At 64.5% G+C, this 19,225-nt stretch carries 20 protein-coding genes; 9 read left to right on the top strand and 11 right to left on the bottom strand.

What is annotated here, in order from left to right; all coding sequences use genetic code 11:
• The first annotated feature begins 45 nt into the window (after positions 1-45).
• Together GLW01_RS09375 and GLW01_RS09370 are read left to right on the top strand one after the other, a co-directional pair.
• The gene (locus GLW01_RS09375; protein ID WP_151439331.1) at positions 46-531 is read left to right on the top strand and encodes a DUF6586 family protein; all 486 of its coding nucleotides are present in this window, start codon (positions 46-48) and stop codon (positions 529-531) included.
• A gap of 12 nt (positions 532-543) precedes the next feature.
• A complete protein-coding gene (locus GLW01_RS09370) occupies positions 544-807 on the top strand; it encodes a hypothetical protein (protein WP_095617092.1) in 264 nt (87 codons plus the stop codon).
• Here the strand turns inward: GLW01_RS09370 and GLW01_RS09365 are convergent.
• The 8 genes from GLW01_RS09365 to GLW01_RS09330 form a co-directional block, all read right to left on the bottom strand.
• The gene (locus GLW01_RS09365) at positions 801-1,274 is read right to left on the bottom strand and encodes a cell division inhibitor SulA (protein ID WP_160898874.1); all 474 of its coding nucleotides are present in this window, start codon (positions 1,272-1,274) and stop codon (positions 801-803) included. The genes GLW01_RS09370 and GLW01_RS09365 overlap by 7 nt on opposite strands.
• Positions 1,275-1,306: 32 nt before the next feature.
• Positions 1,307-1,921, bottom strand: a complete 615-nt coding sequence (gene lexA / locus GLW01_RS09360; RefSeq protein ID WP_425356592.1) for a transcriptional repressor LexA — start codon at positions 1,919-1,921, stop codon at positions 1,307-1,309.
• A 64-nt stretch (positions 1,922-1,985) separates the two neighbouring features.
• Entirely contained in the window at positions 1,986-2,258 is a 273-nt protein-coding gene (gene yccX, locus GLW01_RS09355) for an acylphosphatase (RefSeq protein ID WP_160898873.1), read from the bottom strand.
• Positions 2,259-2,270: 12 nt separating this feature from the next.
• On the bottom strand, positions 2,271-2,765 hold the full coding sequence (locus GLW01_RS09350; protein WP_151439334.1) for a DUF6231 family protein: 495 nt from the start codon (positions 2,763-2,765) through the stop codon (positions 2,271-2,273).
• A gap of 22 nt (positions 2,766-2,787) precedes the next feature.
• Positions 2,788-5,865, bottom strand: coding sequence for an error-prone DNA polymerase (locus tag GLW01_RS09345; RefSeq protein WP_160898872.1), 3,078 nt, complete (start codon positions 5,863-5,865; stop codon positions 2,788-2,790).
• On the bottom strand, positions 5,862-7,265 hold the full coding sequence (locus GLW01_RS09340; RefSeq protein ID WP_160898871.1) for a Y-family DNA polymerase: 1,404 nt from the start codon (positions 7,263-7,265) through the stop codon (positions 5,862-5,864). The genes GLW01_RS09345 and GLW01_RS09340 overlap by 4 nt, the downstream gene beginning before the upstream one ends.
• Before the next feature lie 4 nt (positions 7,266-7,269).
• Entirely contained in the window at positions 7,270-7,917 is a 648-nt protein-coding gene (imuA, locus tag GLW01_RS09335; protein WP_151439337.1) for a translesion DNA synthesis-associated protein ImuA, read from the bottom strand.
• Between the two features lie 69 nt (positions 7,918-7,986).
• Positions 7,987-9,057 carry a DUF2156 domain-containing protein gene (locus tag GLW01_RS09330; protein WP_160898870.1) on the bottom strand — a complete coding sequence of 357 codons (1,071 nt, stop codon included), beginning with the start codon at positions 9,055-9,057 and terminating at the stop codon, positions 7,987-7,989.
• A 293-nt stretch (positions 9,058-9,350) separates the two neighbouring features.
• Between GLW01_RS09330 and GLW01_RS09325 the strand changes: the two genes are divergently transcribed.
• A complete protein-coding gene (locus GLW01_RS09325; RefSeq protein WP_160898869.1) occupies positions 9,351-10,883 on the top strand; it encodes a methyl-accepting chemotaxis protein in 1,533 nt (510 codons plus the stop codon).
• Here the strand turns inward: GLW01_RS09325 and GLW01_RS15515 are convergent.
• Positions 10,877-11,188, bottom strand: a complete 312-nt coding sequence (locus tag GLW01_RS15515) for a hypothetical protein (RefSeq protein ID WP_151439340.1) — start codon at positions 11,186-11,188, stop codon at positions 10,877-10,879. The two genes, GLW01_RS09325 and GLW01_RS15515, sit on opposite strands and share 7 nt — an antisense overlap.
• Before the next feature lie 72 nt (positions 11,189-11,260).
• The gene (locus GLW01_RS09320) at positions 11,261-12,037 is read right to left on the bottom strand and encodes a ferredoxin--NADP reductase (RefSeq protein ID WP_151439341.1); all 777 of its coding nucleotides are present in this window, start codon (positions 12,035-12,037) and stop codon (positions 11,261-11,263) included.
• Between the two features lie 126 nt (positions 12,038-12,163).
• Here GLW01_RS09320 and GLW01_RS09315 point away from each other — a divergent pair, with 126 nt between their 5' ends.
• The 4 genes from GLW01_RS09315 to GLW01_RS09300 are packed head-to-tail and all read left to right on the top strand — an operon-like array spanning position 12,164 to position 16,119.
• Positions 12,164-13,081, top strand: a complete 918-nt coding sequence (locus tag GLW01_RS09315; RefSeq protein ID WP_160898868.1) for a LysR family transcriptional regulator — start codon at positions 12,164-12,166, stop codon at positions 13,079-13,081.
• Positions 13,071-13,769: a hypothetical protein gene (locus GLW01_RS09310; protein ID WP_160898867.1), complete on the top strand. Its 699-nt coding sequence runs from the start codon at positions 13,071-13,073 to the stop codon at positions 13,767-13,769. The genes GLW01_RS09315 and GLW01_RS09310 overlap by 11 nt, the downstream gene beginning before the upstream one ends.
• Before the next feature lie 6 nt (positions 13,770-13,775).
• Positions 13,776-15,029, top strand: a complete 1,254-nt coding sequence (locus tag GLW01_RS09305; protein WP_151439344.1) for a D-amino acid dehydrogenase — start codon at positions 13,776-13,778, stop codon at positions 15,027-15,029.
• Complete coding sequence (locus tag GLW01_RS09300) at positions 15,019-16,119, top strand: tRNA-queuosine alpha-mannosyltransferase domain-containing protein (RefSeq protein ID WP_160898866.1); 1,101 nt, start codon at positions 15,019-15,021, stop codon at positions 16,117-16,119. Before GLW01_RS09305 ends, GLW01_RS09300 begins: the two co-directional genes overlap by 11 nt.
• Here GLW01_RS09300 and GLW01_RS09295 read toward each other — a convergent pair.
• Positions 16,102-16,893, bottom strand: coding sequence for a pseudouridine synthase (locus tag GLW01_RS09295; RefSeq protein WP_151439346.1), 792 nt, complete (start codon positions 16,891-16,893; stop codon positions 16,102-16,104). The genes GLW01_RS09300 and GLW01_RS09295 overlap by 18 nt on opposite strands.
• A 210-nt stretch (positions 16,894-17,103) precedes the next feature.
• On the opposite strand from GLW01_RS09295, the gene GLW01_RS09290 reads away from it, so the two are divergent.
• Positions 17,104-18,078, top strand: coding sequence for a TonB family protein (locus GLW01_RS09290; RefSeq protein ID WP_160898865.1), 975 nt, complete (start codon positions 17,104-17,106; stop codon positions 18,076-18,078).
• On the top strand, positions 18,068-19,108 hold the full coding sequence (locus GLW01_RS09285) for a class I SAM-dependent methyltransferase (RefSeq protein WP_160898864.1): 1,041 nt from the start codon (positions 18,068-18,070) through the stop codon (positions 19,106-19,108). Before GLW01_RS09290 ends, GLW01_RS09285 begins: the two co-directional genes overlap by 11 nt.
• The last annotated feature ends 117 nt before the right edge of the window (positions 19,109-19,225 follow it).

The raw sequence follows: 19,225 nt of genomic DNA, 5'->3' as shown, positions 1-19,225 counted from the left end.
GTTCATGATAGTATGGCCTTACGTGACTGCGCGGGAGAACCGCAGATGGCGGATGCCGACAGGTGTTCACTGATCCGGGAAAAACTGACCCTGGCGGGCCAGCTGGTGCGTCTCTCGGAGGACTCTGGTTCTCCGAAAACAGTGGTAACGGGCGAGGCACTGCTTCAGGGCACTGTGGCTCTGCTTGCCGAGGCCAGAGCACTCCTCCTGAAGCTGGTGGCTGAAAGCGCCAGTGATGAGGCGGGTGATGTCGATTCCCTGGCGACCCTGCGCGCGAGGGTTGGCGACCAACCCGGTGAGGTTCAGGTGTTGTCAGCTGCTGCCGCGGACGGTAACAGCTGGTGGTCGAGGCTGGAAGTACTGCTGACGCGTCAGCAGGAGCCCGGGAGGCGTGCATCGCGACCGCGTGACGAGGCGCTGATCGCCGTTGCAGCGGCAGGGCCGGACTGTTCTCCCGACGCCCTTCGATCACTGATCAGTGACTTCAGGGATTATTTTGAGACGTTCGTGGAACGTCATGACCAATGGTAAAAGGCGTTGTCTATGCCCACATCCTTTCTGGAAATCATTCAACTGCCCACCGGTGAGTACGCGCTGCGCCGGGCGGATGATGAAAGTACCCCCCTGGTGCGGATCCGTTTCTCAGATGAAGCCAAGGAGATGCTCCAGGACAATGACCTGAACGTGGCCAAGGCCATGATCACCGCCGGCCTGGAGGCGGCGGGGTCCACCACCGATGACATCGGTGACATGGAGATGGAAGAAGAAGACACCATGCCCCCCGCCTACAACCAGACCGTTCACTGAGAATGGGTCTGTCTCTGCCGCAGTATGACTCCATGGCTGTGACCGCGTACGGAGGCGTTCTCCAGGCGGCCATAGCTGTGGCGGCTCAGTCCCGAGGTCCAGAGCACCACAGCATGGCAGGTACCAGCTGACAGCGCTTTTTCCGCCAGCGTCTCGGCGCTGTGCTGGGCCGAGGAGCGGAGGATCAGAAGCTGGTGCTGGATGATGCCGTGATGCTGCTGCCACTTGCCAACCAGTCCTGCCGGTGGGTCGATCCAGGCCAGCCAGCGTTCCTCCTGGTTGAGCTGGGTCAGCATCGGCAGCAGCAGCTGGAAGTTCTCGATCTGTTCCTCCGGCAGGATAATCTCCGTCACGTTCGCCTCCGGCGCCTCCGGAGCGTGACTCCCGCCGCCTTCGCCGGTTCCCGAGGCGGTCTCGGTGGCAGGGGGATTCCGCTGTTCCTGTGGGGTGAGATCCAGTTGTTCCATGATGGGGCTCCTGTCAGCTTCTGTGGGGTGGGTCAGTGCAGATCACCGCGGCGGATGACGCCCACGCCCAGCCCTTCGATATCCAGTGGTGTGTCAGTCAGATCCACCTGGATGGGGTCGAACTCATCATTCTCGGCAATGAGCCAGACGGTACTGCCCTCCCGGCGGAAGCGCTTGACGGTGACCTCATCCTCCAGCCGTGCCACCACGATCTGGCCGTTGTGGACGTCCGTGGTGCGGTGAACGGCCAGCAGGTCGCCGTCGAGGATGCCCACATTCTCCATGCTGGTCCCGCGCACCCGCAGGAAATAGTCTGCTGCCGGGGTGAAGAATCCAGGCTCCAGAGTGCAATGATCCTCGATGTTCTCCTCGGCGAGGATGGGGTTGCCGGCGGCAACCTGACCGACGATGGGGATGCCGGGGCTTTCCTCGACTTCCGGGAGCCGGATGCCGCGGCTGGCGCCCTTGACCATTTCGATGGCGCCCTTGCGGGCCAGGGCCCGGAGGTGTTCCTCCGCCGCGTTGGCGGATTTGAAACCCAGGGTGCTGGCGATTTCAGCCCGCGTGGGCGGGTAGCCCGTGGAATGCACGTGCTCGCGGATCAGGTCGAGAATCTGTTGCTGTCTTGGCGTCAGGTTCATAGTCAGGGCCACTGTTTTTCCGTACAGGTACTGTCAATGTATACAGTCTTCGTGGCCCTGTCAAAGGGGATCAGCCGATGGAGAAAGTGCCCGGGGGGTGGGCGTCACTGGGTTGGGTTTCAACACGGCTTACTGAGGCGGCGGGTGGGCCATGGTGAAGCCAGTCCACCAGCTGGTTGACGGCGTTCTCACCGCCGCAGGCAAGTACTTCCACACTGCCGTCGGGCTGGTTGCGGGCGTAGCCGGTGACGCCCAGCCGCTGCGCCTGGGCGCGGGTGTTGTCACGGAAGCTTACGCCCTGAACGCGGCCCTCCACCCGGGCCAGGATACAGGTCTCTGCCATAGCGTTGTCCTCCTACCAGCGGGCCTTGTCCCACATCTCTGGATTGGCCCAGTTCTCCGGATTGTTCCACTCGCGCACGTAATTGTAGGTATCCAGATCATAGGCGAACAGTGTGGCATTCACGGGATCGGTGTAGTGGTAGAGGCGGGTGAACCCCATGCCGATGAAATCCTGGAATCGCCAGGGGCTGCCGTCGCGGACATAGACAGCGATCCGGGTAGCGCCCATGTTCCGGAGCTGGCCGAGCAGCTTCTGGCCCTGCTGCTGTGGCAGTTCCTCCAGTGTGTCGGTGATCAGGGCCAGATCGAACAGCCTTGGTAGCGGAAAGGCACTGTTGGGGTCTTCGGCGGGAAGACGCAGGCACTCGGCCTCTGCCGGTCGCTCCGGCCATTCCTGCAGGCACTGTTCGGCCAGACCGGCGCTGTGTACGACGGACGTGGGCTGGTAATGCGCCAGGATCATGGTCAGGTCCTGTTCGGGATTGTAGCCGTTGGCGTCGGTGGCCATGGGCGCCTCGCGGAGTCGGGAATTACTGGAAGTCTCGGCTTCTGACGTTGAGCCTGTCAATGAGATGGCTGAGGTCATCCAGGCGCCCGGCGATCACGTGGATAACCCCTTCCTGACGCTCCAGGGTGCCACGGACCTGCAACAGCCGGGCGTTGAGCAGGGGGCGGCGCTGACAGCGGGCGGTGTCCCGCCAGACGATCACATTGATATTGCCGGTCTCGTCCTCAAGGGTCACGAAGGTAACGCCGGCGGCGGAACCGGGGCGCTGTCGGCCGGTGACAAGTCCTGATACAGCCACGGGCCGGCTGCTTTCGGCGTTCTCCAGATCCACGGCCCGCAGGCAGTGACGGAGTCGGCCCCGGTCCCGCAGCTGGGCCAGTGGATGGCGTTCCAGTGTGAGCCCGAGACTGGTGCAGTCCTCGAGCGTCCGCTGGGCCTCATCAGGGGCCGGCATGCGGGAGCGGGAATCCCGCGGCGGCTGCCCTCCATCCCCCGCCAGTGGCAGGGGATGATCCGGCTCCAGCAGGTCCCAGCGGGCCTGGTGGCGGTTGTCGCTCAGTGGCTGCAGGGCACCGCTGGCGGCCAGGGCTTCCAGATCGGGGCTGGCGAGCCCCGTACGCCGCCGCAGGTCCTGCAGGCTGGTGTAACCGCCACAGGGGCGGCATTCAACCACATGCAGGGCGGCGTCCCGCCCGAGGCTGTCGATCAGCCTCAGGCCCAGACGCACAGCGGGGGTGTCGCCGTCGTCCTCCAGGCGGTGTGCCTCATGGCTCTGGTTGATGTCCACGGGCCGCACCTCGACGCCTTCCCGCCGGGCGTTCTGGACCAGCTGTGACGGCGAGTAGAACCCCATGGGCTGGCTGTTGAGCAGGGCGCATAGAAAAGCTGCCGGGTGATGGCACTTGAGCCAGGCGCTGACATAGACCAGCAGGGCGAAGCTGGCGGCGTGGGATTCCGGGAAGCCATAACCGCCGAAGCCTTTCATCTGGAGGTATAGATTTTCTGCGAATTCAGTGCTGTAACCATTACTGTTCATGCCATCTATGAGCTTTTCCCGGAACCGGGAGAGATCGCCGTGGCGCTTCCAGGCGGCCATGGCCCGGCGCAGCTGGTCAGCCTCACCGGCGCTGAAGCCGGCCGCCACCATGGCGAGCCGGATGACCTGTTCCTGAAAGATGGGCACCCCCAGAGTGGGCTTGAGCACCTCGCGGATGCGGTCGTCCGCGTAGGGCACGTCGTCCGGCGCATTCCGGCGCTGCAGGTAGGGGTGCACCATGTTCCCCTGTATGGGGCCGGGGCGCACAATGGCCACCTCGACCACCAGGTCGTAATACTTATCCGGTTTCAGGCGCGGCAGCATACTCATCTGGGCCCGGGATTCCACCTGGAATACACCCATGCTGTGCCCTCTCTGGAGCATGCGGTAGACCGCCGGGCATTCCGGCGGGACGTCGGCCAGGCTGGCCGGGCCGCCACGCTCGCCCACCATCGCCAGGGCCTTGCGGATAACCGTGAGCATGCCCAGGGACAATACGTCCACCTTGAGCAGGCCCAGGGCTTCCAGGTCGTCCTTGTCCCATTGGATGACGGTGCGCCCGGCCATGGCGGCGTTCTCCACCGGGACCAGATCGGCGACCCGTTCCGAGGCGATAACGAATCCCCCCACATGCTGGGAGAGGTGGCGCGGGAAGCCGATGAGTTCGCGTGCCAGCGGCAGCAGGTGACGGGCCGGGCCCTGGTCGTCCAGCAGGCCCTTGCGGCGCAGCTGCTGCTCCCAGTCATCCTCGCCGTCGCGCCAGTCGATGCCCTGGACCAGCTGTTCGATGTGCACCGGGTCCAGCCCCAGGGCCTTGCCGGCATCGCGCAGGGCGCTGCGCGGGCGGTAGCAGATGACGGTAGCGGCCAGGGCGGCGCGTTCGCGCCCGTACTTGCGGTAGATGTACTGGATGACCTCCTCGCGGCGCTCGTGCTCGAAGTCCACGTCAATGTCCGGGGGCTCGCCGCGCTCCTTCGAGATGAAGCGCTCCAGCAGCAGGTTGATCTGCCGGGGGTCCACCTCGGTGATGCCCAGGCAGTAGCAGACCACAGAGTTGGCGGCCGAGCCCCGCCCCTGGCAGAGAATGCCGCGCTCGCGGGCGAACCGGACGATGTCATGGATGGTCAGGAAGAAAGGCTCATAGGCCAGTGACTCGATCAGCTCAAGCTCATGGCTGAGCTGACTGTCAATGGTATCCGGAACGCCGTCCGGGAAGCGCCAGTGACGGCCCTGTTCAACCAGTTCCCGCAGCCAGGTGGTGGGCGTATGGCCCTCGGGAACGAGCTCGCCGGGGTATTCGTAGCGCAGTTCGTCCAGACCGAAACGACACTCCTGAACCAGATTCAGGGTTTCACGGATCCAGGCAGGGGGGAACAGGCGCGCCAGTCGCTCGCGTGGGCGCAGGTAGGCTTCGGCATTGCCCTGGAGATGGTCGGCGGCCTCCGTCAGGGGGCGGCCCAGGCGGATGGCGGTGACCAGGTCCTGTAGGGGCTTGCGCCCTCGCCGGTGCATCAGGACATGGCCTGTGGCCACCACTGCACACCCGAGGCGGGCCGAGAGCTGTTTCAGCCAGCGCAGGCGCTGACGGTCGTTCTGGGCCAGAGGCCGTTCGGCCATCAGCCGCAGGCCGGGGAACATCGCCATGAGCTGTTGGCCGTGCTCCGCATCCGACTGGCTGAAACCGGGGCGCCACAGAGCCAGGCACTGCTTCTGGCACAGCGCCAGATCCTCGGACCAGAGCTGGTAATGGCCCTTGTCGCTGCGCCGGCGCCCCCGGGTGATGAGTTGACTGAGCGCGGCGTAGCCCTGGCGGTCCGGGGCGATCAGAACCAGGGTGCCGGGCAGGTCCTGAAGCCTGAACGTACTGCCGACCAGGAGGGTCAGTTCCAGCGAGCGTGCCCTGGCATGGGCCCGAACGACGCCAGCCAGGGAGCATTCATCGGTCAGCGCCAGGGCCTGATACCCCAGACGGTCGGCCTCCTCGACCAGCTCCTCCGGATGCGAGGCGCCGCGCAGGAAGCTGAAATTGCTGAGGCAGTGGAGTTCGGCGTAATCCTCTGTCATCCGAACCATCCGTGAATAAACCACTGATCCTGTCGGTTGCGGAACAGCCAGGCGCGCTGGCCGTTGTCCAGCAGGGCGATGTAGTAGTCGCGGCGTACATAGTCGCCATCCCACCAGCCGCCCTGGATGCGCTCGGGGCCGTTGAGCCAGCGGATCGGGGGGCGTTGCAGCGGCTGTGGTGGCTGCTGGAGCCAGAAGGGGCGTGCCGGCCCTGAACGCGGGGGTGTGCTGGTGCCCCGTTGCCGGGCGGGCTGCCAGTGGGCACAGCGCTCCGGACGCGGGTCCGGGGTCCGGCCAGGGGACTGGATGCTGTCCCGCCCCAGCCGGGCCCGCAGCCGGTACAGCAGGGTTTCACGGGCTTGCTGCCGGCTTTCACCGCTGTCGAACAGGTCGTGGCTTTCGGTGGCATCAAGGGCAACCGTGCGTTCTGTTGCCAGTGACAGGGCGTTTACGTCGTCGGGCAGGCAGGTCGCGGCCAGTCGCAGCAGGGCCAGCTCCAGGAAGGCCTCTGCCCTGGTCTCTCCCTGGCTGGTTTCCAGTGCCAGGGAGGTGGGTGCCCGGTCGGGATGGTGAAGGGTGAGGCTGAGCCGGTCACAGCGGCACTGGCGCTGGCGCAGAAAGGTCTCGAGGGCTTCCAGAAGATGCGACAGAGGGGCTTTCAGATGGTCGGTGCTCCGGGTTTCCCGGGTCAGCGTCAGGCTCTGATGGAACGCTGCCCGGGGGTGGAACTCCTGAACGGGATCGCCGGATCGCCCGAGTATCCGCTGCAGGTCGTCGTACAGTTCCGGTCCCAGGCGGGTGGTCAGCTCCGCGGGGCAGCACGCGAGCAGATCCTCCAGGTGCTGCAGGCCCATTCGGGTCAGTCGCTGGCGGACCCTGGCAGGCCAGTCCGTGGCCGTGACCGGCAGGCGACGCAGGGCATGGTGCATGGTTTCCGGATCATCCGTGCATACAGCGCTGCCGTGGCGAGCCAGAAGCCGGGCCATGCGCGGACTGGTGCCGGTGGCCATGTGGCCGTTCAGTCCATGCTGTGACAGGTACTGCGTAAGTACTGTCGCCAGATCCTCGGGTTGCGGGTAGAGGTGGCGCAGCCGGTCGGCACGGATCAGAAGGCCATCCGGAGGCCACAGGGCCAGTGGGGAGGCCAGCTGGTAGAGTGCCGTTGCCAGCTGCTCCAGCAGTTCCGCCTGGCGGGCGTCGCTGAAGGGGACCAGGGCGAGTTGCGGGCACAGAGCACGGGCTGTGGCCATGGACTGGCCTGCCCGGACACCCGTCTGCCGGGCCTGTTCGTCCGGCTGCTGGATCACCGGGGGCGAGCCTGTGCTCAGTGCCACCGGCGCATCGTGGCTCTGGTGGTGATCCAGCAACAGCGAGGGCAGATGGAGATACAGCCACAGCACTGGGTCACACCGTCTGACGGGGGATGACGGGAGGCAGTGTCAGGGTTCGGCTTCCTGCCTGACCGCCGCGCTGGCGCAGCAGTGTCACCCGCAGCTGGTTTGCCCCGGGCACCGCTTCAAGGCTCAGGCGCATGGGGGCGGGCGAGGCCTGGCTGGCGCCTGTTTCCGGAGTGATCAGGACGCCCAGGGTGCGGCGTTCTTCCAGAGCCAGCTGCAGTCGTCGGAGTGCGGCAGGATCACGCCGCCGGCTCCACCCCATCACCATACCCACCGCATTGTTGCCCAGGAGCTGCTCCAGGGCCCAGAGGTGATCCGAACGGCTGCCAGTGCGCACCAGGAAGCAGTGCTCCGGGGGCAGCCCCATGCCTTCCAGAGCCGGCGGGTAGGGCGCATGGGGTGGGTCCACCCAGAACAGGGCTGTTTCGTTGCGGACACACTGGCGCATGGCATGGGCAAACAGCTGCAGCTCGCCAATGCCGTTGAGGGCGCTGTGGCATTCGATCAGAGCTCCCTGTGGCCAGCCGCTGGTGGCCAGCAGCTGGTCGAGGGCTTCAAAACCGCTGGCAACCCCCCGGGAGTGGCCGGATTTCTGCTGGCTGGCCCGCCACAGGCGGGGATCCTGTTCAAGCTGTGTGCGGGGATGAACGGACATCGCCACCTCAGAACTGTTTATATATACAGTATAGGGGCTGTGGCGATGCCCGGCAATGGGTGGTGTGGATCAGCCCGGGACAGGAACCGATGAATCCCCTGAGGGCTGGACGTAATCCGGGCTTCCCAGGATCCCGGTGCCGCGCAGCAGGCTCCAGGCCACCTTGGGGGTGCTGGTCTCGCGGCTGGCCAGGTACCAACGGGTCTCCTCACCGCGATACCGGGTCTTGTGGTAGGCCAGCGACCGGAAGGCATAGAGGCGGTTGCCGTGGCGGTATAGAAACTGGGCCACATGCCGTATCAGGGGATTGTCACCGGGGATGGCCTCGATGTTGTGCAGGGGGGATATCCCAAGGGACAGGTATTCGATACCTTCCCGGTGGAAGCATTCCATGGCCTCCAGGATGATGAAATCGAGAAGGCCGCTGGGGCTCTGCTCCATGTCCTGGCGCAGGATGTTGGCGGTGTATCCAACGACGCTACCGTTCTCAAAGAAGGGATCAAAGAAGACGTAACCAAGCAGCCGGTCGTCCCTGTCGTAGGCGTAGAAACGGCGTACCCCCCATTCGTCACTGAATACCGGCGGCCGCGTGAGCAGCCGGAGCTCGTGGCTGCGCACCCGCTTGTGCTGGCGCCAGTGCCGGGAGATGCGTTCCATCTGCCGGGTGTCCACCTCGCGGGCCTGCTGTTCCCGCACGCGCAGCTGACAGCGCCTGCCCAGATTGCCGGCGTGGCGGAGCTGCTTCTTGTCGCGCCCCACTGTGTCGAACGCCGGGATGCGTACCCGGAATTCCGTACCCATGGCATTGATGGTGAACCCCAGTGCCTGGAGGTCGCCGGTCACACTGTCGTCGATGCCGCTGAACAGAAACTGGCCCGGCACCTGTTCCAGGCACTGCCTAAGAAGCAGGGACTGAATGGAAGGCGCGCAGACGGGGTTGGCAAAAACGATGTTGACGCGCCCGAGCAGGGTGTTGACGGGCGCATAGGCGACAAACCCGAGTCGTGGGTCCCCGAAGCGGCGCACGTCGGACTGGAGGTTGAAGTAGGCGCTGGACTGCCGCCCGTAGTGCTGGATCAGCGGGCGACACTGCGCGGCGCTCAACCCTTCACGCCAGTCGCCCAGGAATTGCTGTTTCATGAGAATTGTCATCGCCACTGATCCCTGGTTGCGGTATAAAGAACAGTCTGTCCAGACTCATCATGAGCGGCTATCGTGAGGGTTAAGAAGGGGCTGATGATCAAATTGTGATCCAGGCCTTAAGCTGGAGTCGGGATCCATGACCGGTCTCACAAAATGCCTCTAAGAAGCTGAAATTGAAGGACATTTGATTGTTCTACAATATTCGGTAGAGGCTTCTTTATTGATTTTTCCGGTCCTCCATTGAGGATCCCGGAACCGGTTCCATTCAGACGGTATTCGTGGAGCAGTCTATGCGGGAGTGGGTCGCCAACCTGGTTTTCCGGATGATGGCCCTTGTCGGTCTGAGAACCTTTAACGCCCAGTTTCTTGTTTCCTTCATCCTGATTTTTGTGCTGCTGGCGGGGCTGGCGGCGAGTCTCTGGCGCAATCTTGTTCCGGAGCCCGATGCCATTGCCACTGCAGTGACGGCGCAGAAGCAGCTTGCTGCGGTTAATGAACGGGTTTCCGATGGTGCTGGCGCCGGGGATCAGTTGGATGAGCTGGAACGCACCCTGGGGTCACTGACCGGGGACCGGGCGGCATTCAGTGCGCTGGATGCCCCATGGCAGGATTACCGACGCCTGGTCGAGCAGGCTGGTGGTGGCTCCGCTCCGGAAGCACAAGCTCTCCTGCAGGCTTCGGACAGGGTGCGGAATGCGCTCGTGGAGGGCGTGGCGGCACTCAGGAAGGCTGATCAGAGCGCTCGTCGCCAGGCGGCCATGGCAGGCATGGCGCTGCTGGTGATGATGGTCGGCATGCTGGCGATCGGTCGCATCTATGGCAATTTCCATTTCATGGAACAGGTGGAGCGGCTGCGACAGAAACTTCGCCAGGTGGCTGACGGGGATTTCTCGGAGACTCTCAGCATCGAGATCCGCGAGAATGAAGTGGGTGAGATGCTGGAGGCCTACAATCTGATGGTTGCCCATGTGGGCGACCTGCTGCGCCAGATCGATGCGGCTACGGCCACGGCGGAAAACAGCCTGCAGCAGGTGCTGGACGTCACGGCCAAGACCCACGAGGGGGCGGACCGCCAGAGCCGAGATGTCAGCGAGGCGGCGACCGCGGTCAATCAGATGGCTTCATCCATTCAGGACGTTTCCGGTAATGCCCAGAGCGCGGCCAGCCATGCCCATGAAGCGGCGGATTCCGCGAACGAGGGGGACAGCGTGGCACGCGAGGCGCGCCAGCGCATCGATCATCTGGATACCCGGTTCGCGGAGACGGCACGCACCATGGAGAGCCTGGAGCAGGACGCCCAGGATGTGAGTAAGGTGCTCGGAATGATCCGGGAGATAGCCGATCAGACCAACCTGCTGGCGCTGAACGCGGCCATTGAAGCCGCTCGGGCCGGTGAATCGGGCCGCGGTTTCGCCGTGGTGGCGGATGAGGTCCGCAACCTGGCGCAGCGGACCCAGGATTCCACCAACCAGGTGCAGGAAACCATTGAGCGGCTCCAGCAGCAGGTCCAGACCCTGGTCAGCGAGAGTGAGGCCAGTGCCCGTGCCAGCCGGGAGAGCGTCGCCTCGGTCAATCAAACGTCCGAGGCCATCCACCGGGTCATGGAAGCGATCAGCCAGATTCAGGGCATGAACGATCAGATCGCGGCTGCCGTGGAACAGCAGAGTCAGGTGTCGGACGACATCAGCCGGCGGATGGAGGCCGTTTCAGAGGTGGCCGAACAGACGGACACGGATGCGGGTCAGACGGTTGAGGCGGCCCGCGCCATACAGGCGCAGATGAATCAGCTGCGTACCACCATGGGGCGTTTCCGCACTCAGTGACCCAGTACCCGCTTGCGCAGGCGACGCCAGCGGGTAATCAGCCAGTCCATGACAGTGGGCCGGTCATCGATCATCTCCGCTTCCTCGTGATGGGGGCGGGTGGGGTCGCTTTCATCTTCGCCGGTTTCCACCTCCACGCCATAGCGTTCGCTGGCGTGTTCCCACTCTTCCCAGTCGTGCGGCGTACCGGCGTTCGGCTGATGGAGACGCACCGCCCGTTCCCAGGAATTCTCGCGGAGTGAATGCTCCCGCTCCTGGTCCGAGGACTCGATGCCGTATTTTCTGAGGAACTCTTCGGGGTTCATGGGCGCCTCCGGCTGCCGCTCACCGTCAGTACCAGTGTAACGACAACCGCCGGCGCTGCCATCATTATCGCATCACTGTTCCACGAAGGCGCGTTCAATCACGAAATGGCCCTGGTGGCCCTGCTTGGCCTCCTGGAAGCCGCGCTCGGTGAGGATGCGCACCATGTCCTTGAGCAGGCCCGGGCTACCGCAGATCATGAAGCGGTCCTCTTCCAGGCTCAGGTCGGGCATGCCCAGGTTCTTCGTCAGCTCGCCGCTTTCGATCAGGTCCGTAACGCGGCCCTGGTTCTCGAAATTTTCACGCGTGACCGTGGGGTAGTAGGTCAGCTGGTCCCGGATCATGTCGCCCAGGTACTCATGCTGCGGCAGTTCGCTGGTGATGGCTTCGTGGTAGGCGAGCTCATCCACGTAACGCACCCCGTGGACCAGGATGACGTTCTGGAACTGCTCGTAGATCTCCGGGTCCTTGATGATGCTCAGGAAGGGTGCCAGGCCAGTGCCGGTGCCGATCAGGTAGAGGTTGCGCCCGGGCAGGAGGTTGCCGCCGATGAGAGTGCCCGTGGGCTTCTGGCCGACCAGCACCTCATCGCCCACCTCAAGGTGCTGCAGGCGTGAGGTCAGGGGGCCGTCCTGGACCTTGATGCTGAAGAACTCAAGGGTGTCCTCATGGTTGGCGCTGGCCATGCTGTAGGCCCGCATCAGCGGCTTGCCGTCCTCCAGCTGCAGGCCGATCATGGTGAACTGGCCGTTCTTGAACCGGAATGCCGGATCACGGGTTGTGCGGAAGCTGAAGAGTTCGTCCGTCCAGTGGTGAACGTCCAGTACTTTCTCCACATTGTGTTTGCCCATGAATGCTACCTCGCTGATGGCTCACCGGGTGAGTGGGCGCAGGCAGTTGCCTGGACGATACCCAGTGTTTAACGTATGTATTGGTTGAATGGATTATCAGGCTATGTTCTATCGGAACAATCGATTATGAAGTACACGCTGCGCCAGCTTGAGGTGTTCCTTGCCACGGCCCGTAATGAAAACATAACCCGCGCGGCCGATGAGCTGGCCATGTCCCAGTCCGCTGCCAGCGGTGCGCTGCGTGATCTCGAGAACCAGTTCAGCGTTCAGCTTTTCGACCGCATGGGCAAGCGCCTGCAGCTCAATGAGCTGGGCCGGCTGGTGCGCCCGAGAGTCGCCGCGCTGCTTGATGAAGCCCACGAGCTGGAACATGCGCTGGCGCGTCATGCCGAGGTGGGGCACGTCAAGGTGGGTGCCACACTGACCATCGGCAACTATATGGCGGTGCCGATTATGGCACGATTCATGAGCGAAAACGAGGGCGCGAATGTCTCGCTGGAGATCGCCAACACCCGCACCATCGGGCGCAAGGTGGCCGATTTTGAACTGGATGTGGGCCTTATTGAGGGAGAAATCCATTCTCCGGAGCTGGAGGTAATCCCCTGGCGTGGCGATCGGCTGACGGTGTTCTGCGCCCCGGACCACCCGATGGCCGGGCGTGAGGCGCTGACCGACGAAGACCTTCTGGCAGCCACCTGGATCCTGCGCGAGGGCGGCTCCGGAACGCGCCAGACCTTTGATCGGGCCATGCACGGGCTGCTGCCGGATCTCAACGTGCTGCTGGAACTGCAGCACACCGAGGCCATCAAGCGCGCCGTGGGTACCGGTATGGGCGTGGGCTGCCTGTCCGAGGTGGCCCTGAGGGATGCCTTCGACCGTGGAGACCTGATCCCGCTTCCCGTGCCTCACCGGGATCTGGCCCGCTCGTTCTATTTCATCCTGCATCGCCAGAAGTATCGCAGCGCCGGCGTGGATCAGTGGCTGAAACTGTGCCGTGAAACCACCGGACTCAATGGCACCATGGAGGCGGCCGATGGTGCATGAACTGAAGAACCGGGAAATCCGGCTCGCCTGGCTGGGATTCGTCACCGCATTGCTGCCGATACTGACGTTCCACACCACCTATCTGCTGTCCGCGTGGAATGGCTATGTGCCCTGGTGTGTTCCGTACTGGGATGCCTGTACTTCCATCAGCGCCACCGGGCGCAACGGCCTGGCCTATTTCATTTTCAAGGGCGTCATGATTCCGGCGATTACGCTCCAGGTCCTGTTCTGGGCCATCAATCACCGCTGGCTGCAGGCGCTGGGGTACCCGCGTGGTAAGGCCGTGGGCTGGCTCGGTGCGCTGGCAGCGGCCTTCCTGTTGCCCTATGTGCTGAGCCTGGGCCATGCCGGAGATGCTTTCGCGCTGGCACGGCGCATCGGCACAGCGGGCTACGTGGGCGTGACGGGCATCGTCCAGATCCTGCTGGGCAGTGTACTGTGGCGTTCGCGCTATCCGTTGCTGCAGCGTGGCGGCGCCCGGTTGCTGGCGCTGAGTGGCGTTACTCTGGGCATCGCGATCCTGACGCTGATCCTTCAGTCCATTCCGGCGGTTGATTACGACAGCATCAAGTATGCCTTTGACTGGATCCTGATTGTGCTCCTCAACATCCACGGCATTGGTGTGGCCGTGCTCTGGTGGCGGGCAGGCCTGGCGGTTACACTGCCGCGCACCCTCAATCTGGAGTAGCGGCGGATGCATGTGGCGGTCCTGGGTGCCGGTGTGATCGGCACCACCACAGCCTGGTACCTGCGTGAGGCCGGGTATGATGTGACCGTGGTGGAACGCCGGGGTGGCCCGGGCGAGGAGACGAGCTTCGCTAACGGCGGCCAGGTCTCGGTGTCCCACGCCGAGCCCTGGGCCAGCCCGGGCGCCCCTGCCCAGCTCCTGCGCTGGCTGTTCCGCTCTGATGCGCCCCTGCGCTTCCGGCCGCGTCTGGATCCCCACCAGTGGGCCTGGGGGCTGCGTTTTCTCAGCGAATGCCGCAGTCGCCGCTATGCACGGAATCTCGAGACCGTCGTGCGGCTCGGCCTGTACAGCCGGCAATGCCTTTCGGAACTGCGCGAACGCACCGGGATCGAGTACCACCAGCGCCGGGAAGGCATCCTTCATTTCTACACCGATCCGGACGTCTATGCGGCCGCCCATGGCCCTGCCGCCCGTATGCGGGCCCTGGGTTGCGAGCGCGATGTGATTGACGTTGCTGACGCAGTGGCGAGGGAGCCCGCCCTCGGCACGCTGCAGCCGGAGCTGAGAGGTGCCACCTGGACGCCCGGAGATGAATCCGGTGATGCCCATGTTTTCACCCGCCAGCTGGCTGGGATGGCAGGTGCGGCAGGCGTGCGATTCCTGTTCAACAGCCGGGTGATGGGGCTTGAAACCGAGGGTGGGGCGGTGCGGCGGGTCCGGCTGAATCAGGCCGGGGCCTTTACCCACCTGGAGGCGGATGCCGTGGTGGTCGCTTTGGGCAGCTTCTCGGCGCCCCTGCTGCGGCCCCAGGGCATCAACCTGCCGGTATATCCGGCGCGTGGCTATTCCGTGACGGTACCGGTGCGGGATCCGGAACAGGCCTACACCGTCAGCCTGATCGATGATGAATACAAGCTGGTCTATTCCCGTCTGGGGGATGAGCTGCGCGTGGCGGGCATGGCGGAGATTGACGGCTGGCGCCAGGACATTGATCCGGCACGCTGCCGCCAGATCCTGGACCGGTTGGCGCACTGCTTTCCCAAGGCAGGGCACTGGGATCAGGCCCGTTTCTGGGCGGGGTTGCGGCCTGCGACGCCTTCGAGTGTGCCTTTTGTGGGTGCAACCCCCTGGCCGGGGCTCTACCTGAATACCGGCCATGGAACACTGGGGTGGACCAACGCCTGTGGGTCGGCAGCGCTTCTGAGCGAACGGATTGCCGGAGAAATGGGCCCGTTGGATCTGGATTACCATGGGCGCTGAACGCTCCCGGGTGCTGTGCCTCTCCGCCTATGAGGCGGCCAGTCATCGGCTCTGGCGGGAACGGCTGGGGCGGGGGTTGCCGGACTACCACTGGCAGGCCCTCGCGCTGCCGGCGCGTCATTTCCGGTGGCGGATCCGGGGTAACCCCCTGAGTTGGTACGACGCGCCGGAATTGCAGCAGGCACCGGATCTGGTGCTCGCGACCAGCATGGTGGACCTGGCCGTGGTCCGCGGCCTTAACCGGGGTATTGCAGCCGCGCCCACCGTGGTTTATTTCCACGAGAACCAGTTTGCCTACCCGGAGCAACATGAGCGGGTGGCCAGTAACGAGCCGAAGGTGGTGAATCTGTACACGGCTCTTGCGGCCGACCAGGTACTGTTCAACAGCGAATGGAACCGGAGGAGTTTTCTGGAAGGGGCTCGGGAGCTGCTCAGGCGCATGCCGGACCGCAAGCCGGAAACCGCCGTGGCCACCATCGAGGCGCGTTCGCGGGTGGTGCCTGTGCCGATCCCCGATGAGCGGTTCACGGCACTGCAGCGGGACTGGCCCGCGGTCCCCCATCTCCTTTGGAATCACCGCTGGGAATACGACAAGGGCCCGGAACGGCTCCTCGCGTTGCTGCGGGCCCTGCGAGGGCGTGGACAACCCTTTCGTCTGAGCCTGGTGGGTGAAGGGTTCCGTCAGGCGCCGGAGGCGTTCGCGCACATCCGGGAGGAATTCGCCGGGGAACTGGTCAACCTGGGCTACATGGAAAGCCGGGAGGCCTACGATCGGCTTCTGGAGGAGGCGGACATGGTGCTTTCCACCGCGCTGCATGACTTCCAGGGGCTGGCGGTGCAGGAAGCCATGGCGGCCGGCTGCGTGCCCATTGTCCCGGACCGTCTTGCCTATCCGGAGTATGTGCCGGCGGATTTCCGTTACCCTTCCAGGGAGGCACCCGAACTGGAAGGGCAGGCGGCGGCGGAGCGGCTTATGGCTGTCCTGGTGGAACCGCGGCCCGGGCCGGAGACCCTGATGCCGGAACGCTACCGCCGGACCCGTGTCATCCCGGAATACCGGCAGCTGTTCGAGTCACTGCTTGGAGGGTGAGGCGCCTGCCCCGGTCCATTCTCCCAGGGATAGGCCCACGGCCTCAGCCACGCCCGTGAAATCCCCATCCGGCGCGGTCTGGATCTGAAGCGGTTCGCCTGTCACCGGATGCTCGAAGGACAGGCTCACCGCGCACAGCATAAGGCGGTTGAGTCCGTACTGCTCCCGGAAAAAGCGGTTATGTATGCCCTTGCCGTAGTTCACGTCCCCGATCAGGGGGTGGTTGCGGCTCTTGAGGTGACGCCGGAGCTGGTGCCGACGCCCGGTGACCGGGCGCAGGCGTACCAGACTGTAGCGGGTATGGGTATAGCGTCCGTCCACGGAGATCGGGATCGAAGTGCAGGACAGGCGGTGGTACAGGGTCATGGCCGACTGTGGGGCCTTGCGGCGTTTGCGCTTGCGGCTGTCCGGGTCGCGCGGGGCCAGGGGCTGGTCGATGATGCCGCCGAGCGGTGGCCAGCCGCGCACGACCGCCAGGTAGTCCTTGCGGACCCGGTGGGCCTGGAACGTATTGGCCAGTTCGCGGGCTGTGTCCGGGTCCAGCGCGAACACCAGAACCCCCGAGGTGGGTTTGTCCAGCCGGTGGACCGGGTAGAGATACTGGCCGATCTGATCGCGCAGCAGGGGCAGGGCGATGCGCTGTTCGTGGCGATCCACCTTTGTGGGATGCACCAGCATGCCGGAGGGTTTGTGCATCGCCACCAGATGTTCATCCTGGTAAAGGATGCGGAGTGGTTCGCGCTCCTGATGCTCTCCGGTTATCATCGTTGCCATGGATCAGGGCTCCCGCACAATCACTGACATCAATCGGCCCGTACCGCAGCTTGTGGGCCCCGCCACGGGTGGAGCCAGCCATCGCGCTGCGAACCCGGGCCGGCTTCTGAAGGGCGGAGAGGATACCACAGGCGGGTGTGCCGGCCGGAACCCGGGTCCTTACCCCGGCTGGGGATCCGTCGCCACCGCCGCCTGCTGAACGGGGGTACCATGGGAAACAGGACGTCCATGCCCCGCCGGCTCTGGTGGCTTGTTCTCGGGCTCAGCCTGGCACTGCACCTGCTGGTTGTCAGCCTTCTCCCTCCCATTCTGCCCCGTATGCCGGAGGTGGAGCCCCTTCAGCGGGACGTGCGCGTTTCCTTTCCGCAGCCTGAGCCCGAACCCGCACCGGAGGAACCCGAGCCTGAGCCAGAACCTGAGCCAGAACCTGAGCCTGAACCGGATGAACAGCATATGCCGCGGGATACGGATGAGGTGACTGACCTGGATGGTACCCGGACGGATGCGCCCAAGGCCGAGGAAGAGCCGGCCGCTGCGCCGGAAGATCCTGGCGCCACTGGCGACGCGCCCAGCCCGGAGACCTCTGAGGCCCCCAGCCGCCCGGAATCCCCGGAGGACACTCGGGAGGGGGCGGATGAACAGCCGTCGCCGGACAGCGGCGCCCCCAGTCCGGATGCAGCGACTGAGGGAAAGGCCCGGAGCGAACCGGATCCGGCCAGTGCCAGTATGTCCCTGGGCCAGGAAGAGGCGGAGCCGGAGACGGCGCCGGAGGCCGGGAAGGGGCCGGAAATCGGCGCTGATACGGGCATGGAAGCACTGGATGAGGGGGAAATGGATGCCATCCGCGGCGAGTCCATGGTCAGCGAGATCGAGGAGCGCAGGATCCGTATGGCCAATGAATATCTGGCCCGCATGAAGCGCCAGATCATGGCCCGATGGGAACAGCCAGAGGGGGCGGATGCGCGTCACCGCGGTGAGATCCGTTTCTCCGTGGACGCCCAGGGCTATCTTGAGACCTCCCGCGTGCATCTGCCCAGCGGCCATAGCGGCCTGGATGAGAGCGCACTGCGTGCGGTGCGGTCCGTGGGGCGGTATCGTGTGCCGGATTCGCCCGCCATTGTGCGCCGCTATTACCAGAACCTGCGATTCACCTATTCGGGAGAACCCTTGAACAATGATGACTGAAGCCAGCCCGGCGCTCAGCATTCTGGAACGCTCACTGGACCGGCTGGGGGAGCGGGTCTGCCTTGTCGGCCATGATGGCCCCATGCCCTACTGGCAGGGATGCCGGCTGCACGCGCTGACCACCCATTACGGTGTTCACGGGCACGGTGGCGGGGCTGACGGAGGCAGGCTCTTCGGCTATGACGATCCGGAGACACCGGATGCGTTTGACACCATCGTGATCCTGATGCCCAAGGCGCGCTCGGAGCTGGAGATGCGCATGGCCTGGGCGGCCGCCCGGCTGGCCGCTGGTGGCGAGCTGTGGCTGGTGGGGGCGAAACGTGAAGGCATTGCACGTGGCAGCCGTCAGTTCCGGGAGCGTTTCCCCGGTGCCTTCCGGATCGACAGTGCCCGGCACTGCCAGCTCTGGTGTGCGACGCTGGAGACCCCGGCAGCGCCTTTCCGTGTCTGGGACTGGCTGGAACCGGTCACCGTGGTGGCCCCGGGCGCCGATCTTGAACTCTACAGCCTTCCCGGTCTGTTCAGTGAGGGGCGGCTGGATGAGGGCACCCGCCAGCTGCTGGCAACGGTAACGGAGAAACCAGCCGAGCCGGTGCTGGATCTGGCCTGCGGCAACGGCGTGATTGCCGCCTGGCTGCGCCACCAGTGGCCGGAGCTCGCGGTCACACTGGCCGACGTGCACTGGCAGGCCCTGAACTGTGCCCGTGCGTTCTTCGAGGGAGCGCAGGGAGTGACGATTGTCGCGTCTGACGGTCTCGCTGGTGTCACAGGCCGTTATGCCAGCGTTTTCAGCAATCCGCCCTTCCATCAGGGTCAGAAGAAGAACCTGGATCCGATCAACCAATGGTTCCGGGCATTGCCGGATTTCCTGCAGCCGGGCGCTGAACTCAGGCTGGTTGCCAATGCCTTTCTGCCCTACCAGGAGCCGATGATCCGCTCCATAGGCCCGGTTCGGAGCCTGTCAGACGATGGCCGGTACCGGGTCTATTCAGCACGGCGTAACATTCATGGAAAGAATGTCGGGAATTGATTGCATTGATTTTAATTATGGTATGAATCCGGATAGAATACGCCAGCGCTCGAGGCACGACTCCTCGCCACAGGGGAGGCGCCGACCAATCGTGTTGTTCCACTCCCGAAGCATAGG

This window comes from Vreelandella halophila, from assembly GCF_009856365.1.
Lineage (GTDB): Bacteria > Pseudomonadota > Gammaproteobacteria > Pseudomonadales > Oleiphilaceae > Halospina > Halospina utahensis_B.
The sequence above is the reverse complement of the archived record's forward strand: the minus strand, read 5'-3'. Positions and strand labels throughout refer to the sequence as shown.

What these genes read in the sequence shown, in the direction of transcription:
- GLW01_RS09300 (WP_160898866.1), top strand. Translation starts at nt 15,019, where the DNA reads ATGGGCGCTGAACGCTCCCGGGTGCTGTGCCTCTCCGCCTATGAGGCG.
- GLW01_RS09345 (WP_160898872.1), bottom strand. Translation starts at nt 5,865, where the DNA reads ATGACAGAGGATTACGCCGAACTCCACTGCCTCAGCAATTTCAGCTTC.
- GLW01_RS09330 (WP_160898870.1), bottom strand. Translation starts at nt 9,057, where the DNA reads ATGAAACAGCAATTCCTGGGCGACTGGCGTGAAGGGTTGAGCGCCGCG.
- GLW01_RS09365 (WP_160898874.1), bottom strand. Translation starts at nt 1,274, where the DNA reads ATGGAACAACTGGATCTCACCCCACAGGAACAGCGGAATCCCCCTGCC.
- GLW01_RS09295 (WP_151439346.1), bottom strand. Translation starts at nt 16,893, where the DNA reads ATGGCAACGATGATAACCGGAGAGCATCAGGAGCGCGAACCACTCCGC.
- GLW01_RS09285 (WP_160898864.1), top strand. Translation starts at nt 18,068, where the DNA reads ATGATGACTGAAGCCAGCCCGGCGCTCAGCATTCTGGAACGCTCACTG.
- GLW01_RS09325 (WP_160898869.1), top strand. Translation starts at nt 9,351, where the DNA reads ATGCGGGAGTGGGTCGCCAACCTGGTTTTCCGGATGATGGCCCTTGTC.
- GLW01_RS09350 (WP_151439334.1), bottom strand. Translation starts at nt 2,765, where the DNA reads ATGGCCACCGACGCCAACGGCTACAATCCCGAACAGGACCTGACCATG.
- GLW01_RS09370 (WP_095617092.1), top strand. Translation starts at nt 544, where the DNA reads ATGCCCACATCCTTTCTGGAAATCATTCAACTGCCCACCGGTGAGTAC.
- GLW01_RS09315 (WP_160898868.1), top strand. Translation starts at nt 12,164, where the DNA reads ATGAAGTACACGCTGCGCCAGCTTGAGGTGTTCCTTGCCACGGCCCGT.
- yccX (WP_160898873.1), bottom strand. Translation starts at nt 2,258, where the DNA reads ATGGCAGAGACCTGTATCCTGGCCCGGGTGGAGGGCCGCGTTCAGGGC.
- GLW01_RS09320 (WP_151439341.1), bottom strand. Translation starts at nt 12,037, where the DNA reads ATGGGCAAACACAATGTGGAGAAAGTACTGGACGTTCACCACTGGACG.
- GLW01_RS09375 (WP_151439331.1), top strand. Translation starts at nt 46, where the DNA reads ATGGCGGATGCCGACAGGTGTTCACTGATCCGGGAAAAACTGACCCTG.
- GLW01_RS15515 (WP_151439340.1), bottom strand. Translation starts at nt 11,188, where the DNA reads ATGAACCCCGAAGAGTTCCTCAGAAAATACGGCATCGAGTCCTCGGAC.
- GLW01_RS09310 (WP_160898867.1), top strand. Translation starts at nt 13,071, where the DNA reads ATGGTGCATGAACTGAAGAACCGGGAAATCCGGCTCGCCTGGCTGGGA.
- imuA (WP_151439337.1), bottom strand. Translation starts at nt 7,917, where the DNA reads ATGTCCGTTCATCCCCGCACACAGCTTGAACAGGATCCCCGCCTGTGG.
- GLW01_RS09305 (WP_151439344.1), top strand. Translation starts at nt 13,776, where the DNA reads ATGCATGTGGCGGTCCTGGGTGCCGGTGTGATCGGCACCACCACAGCC.
- GLW01_RS09290 (WP_160898865.1), top strand. Translation starts at nt 17,104, where the DNA reads ATGGGAAACAGGACGTCCATGCCCCGCCGGCTCTGGTGGCTTGTTCTC.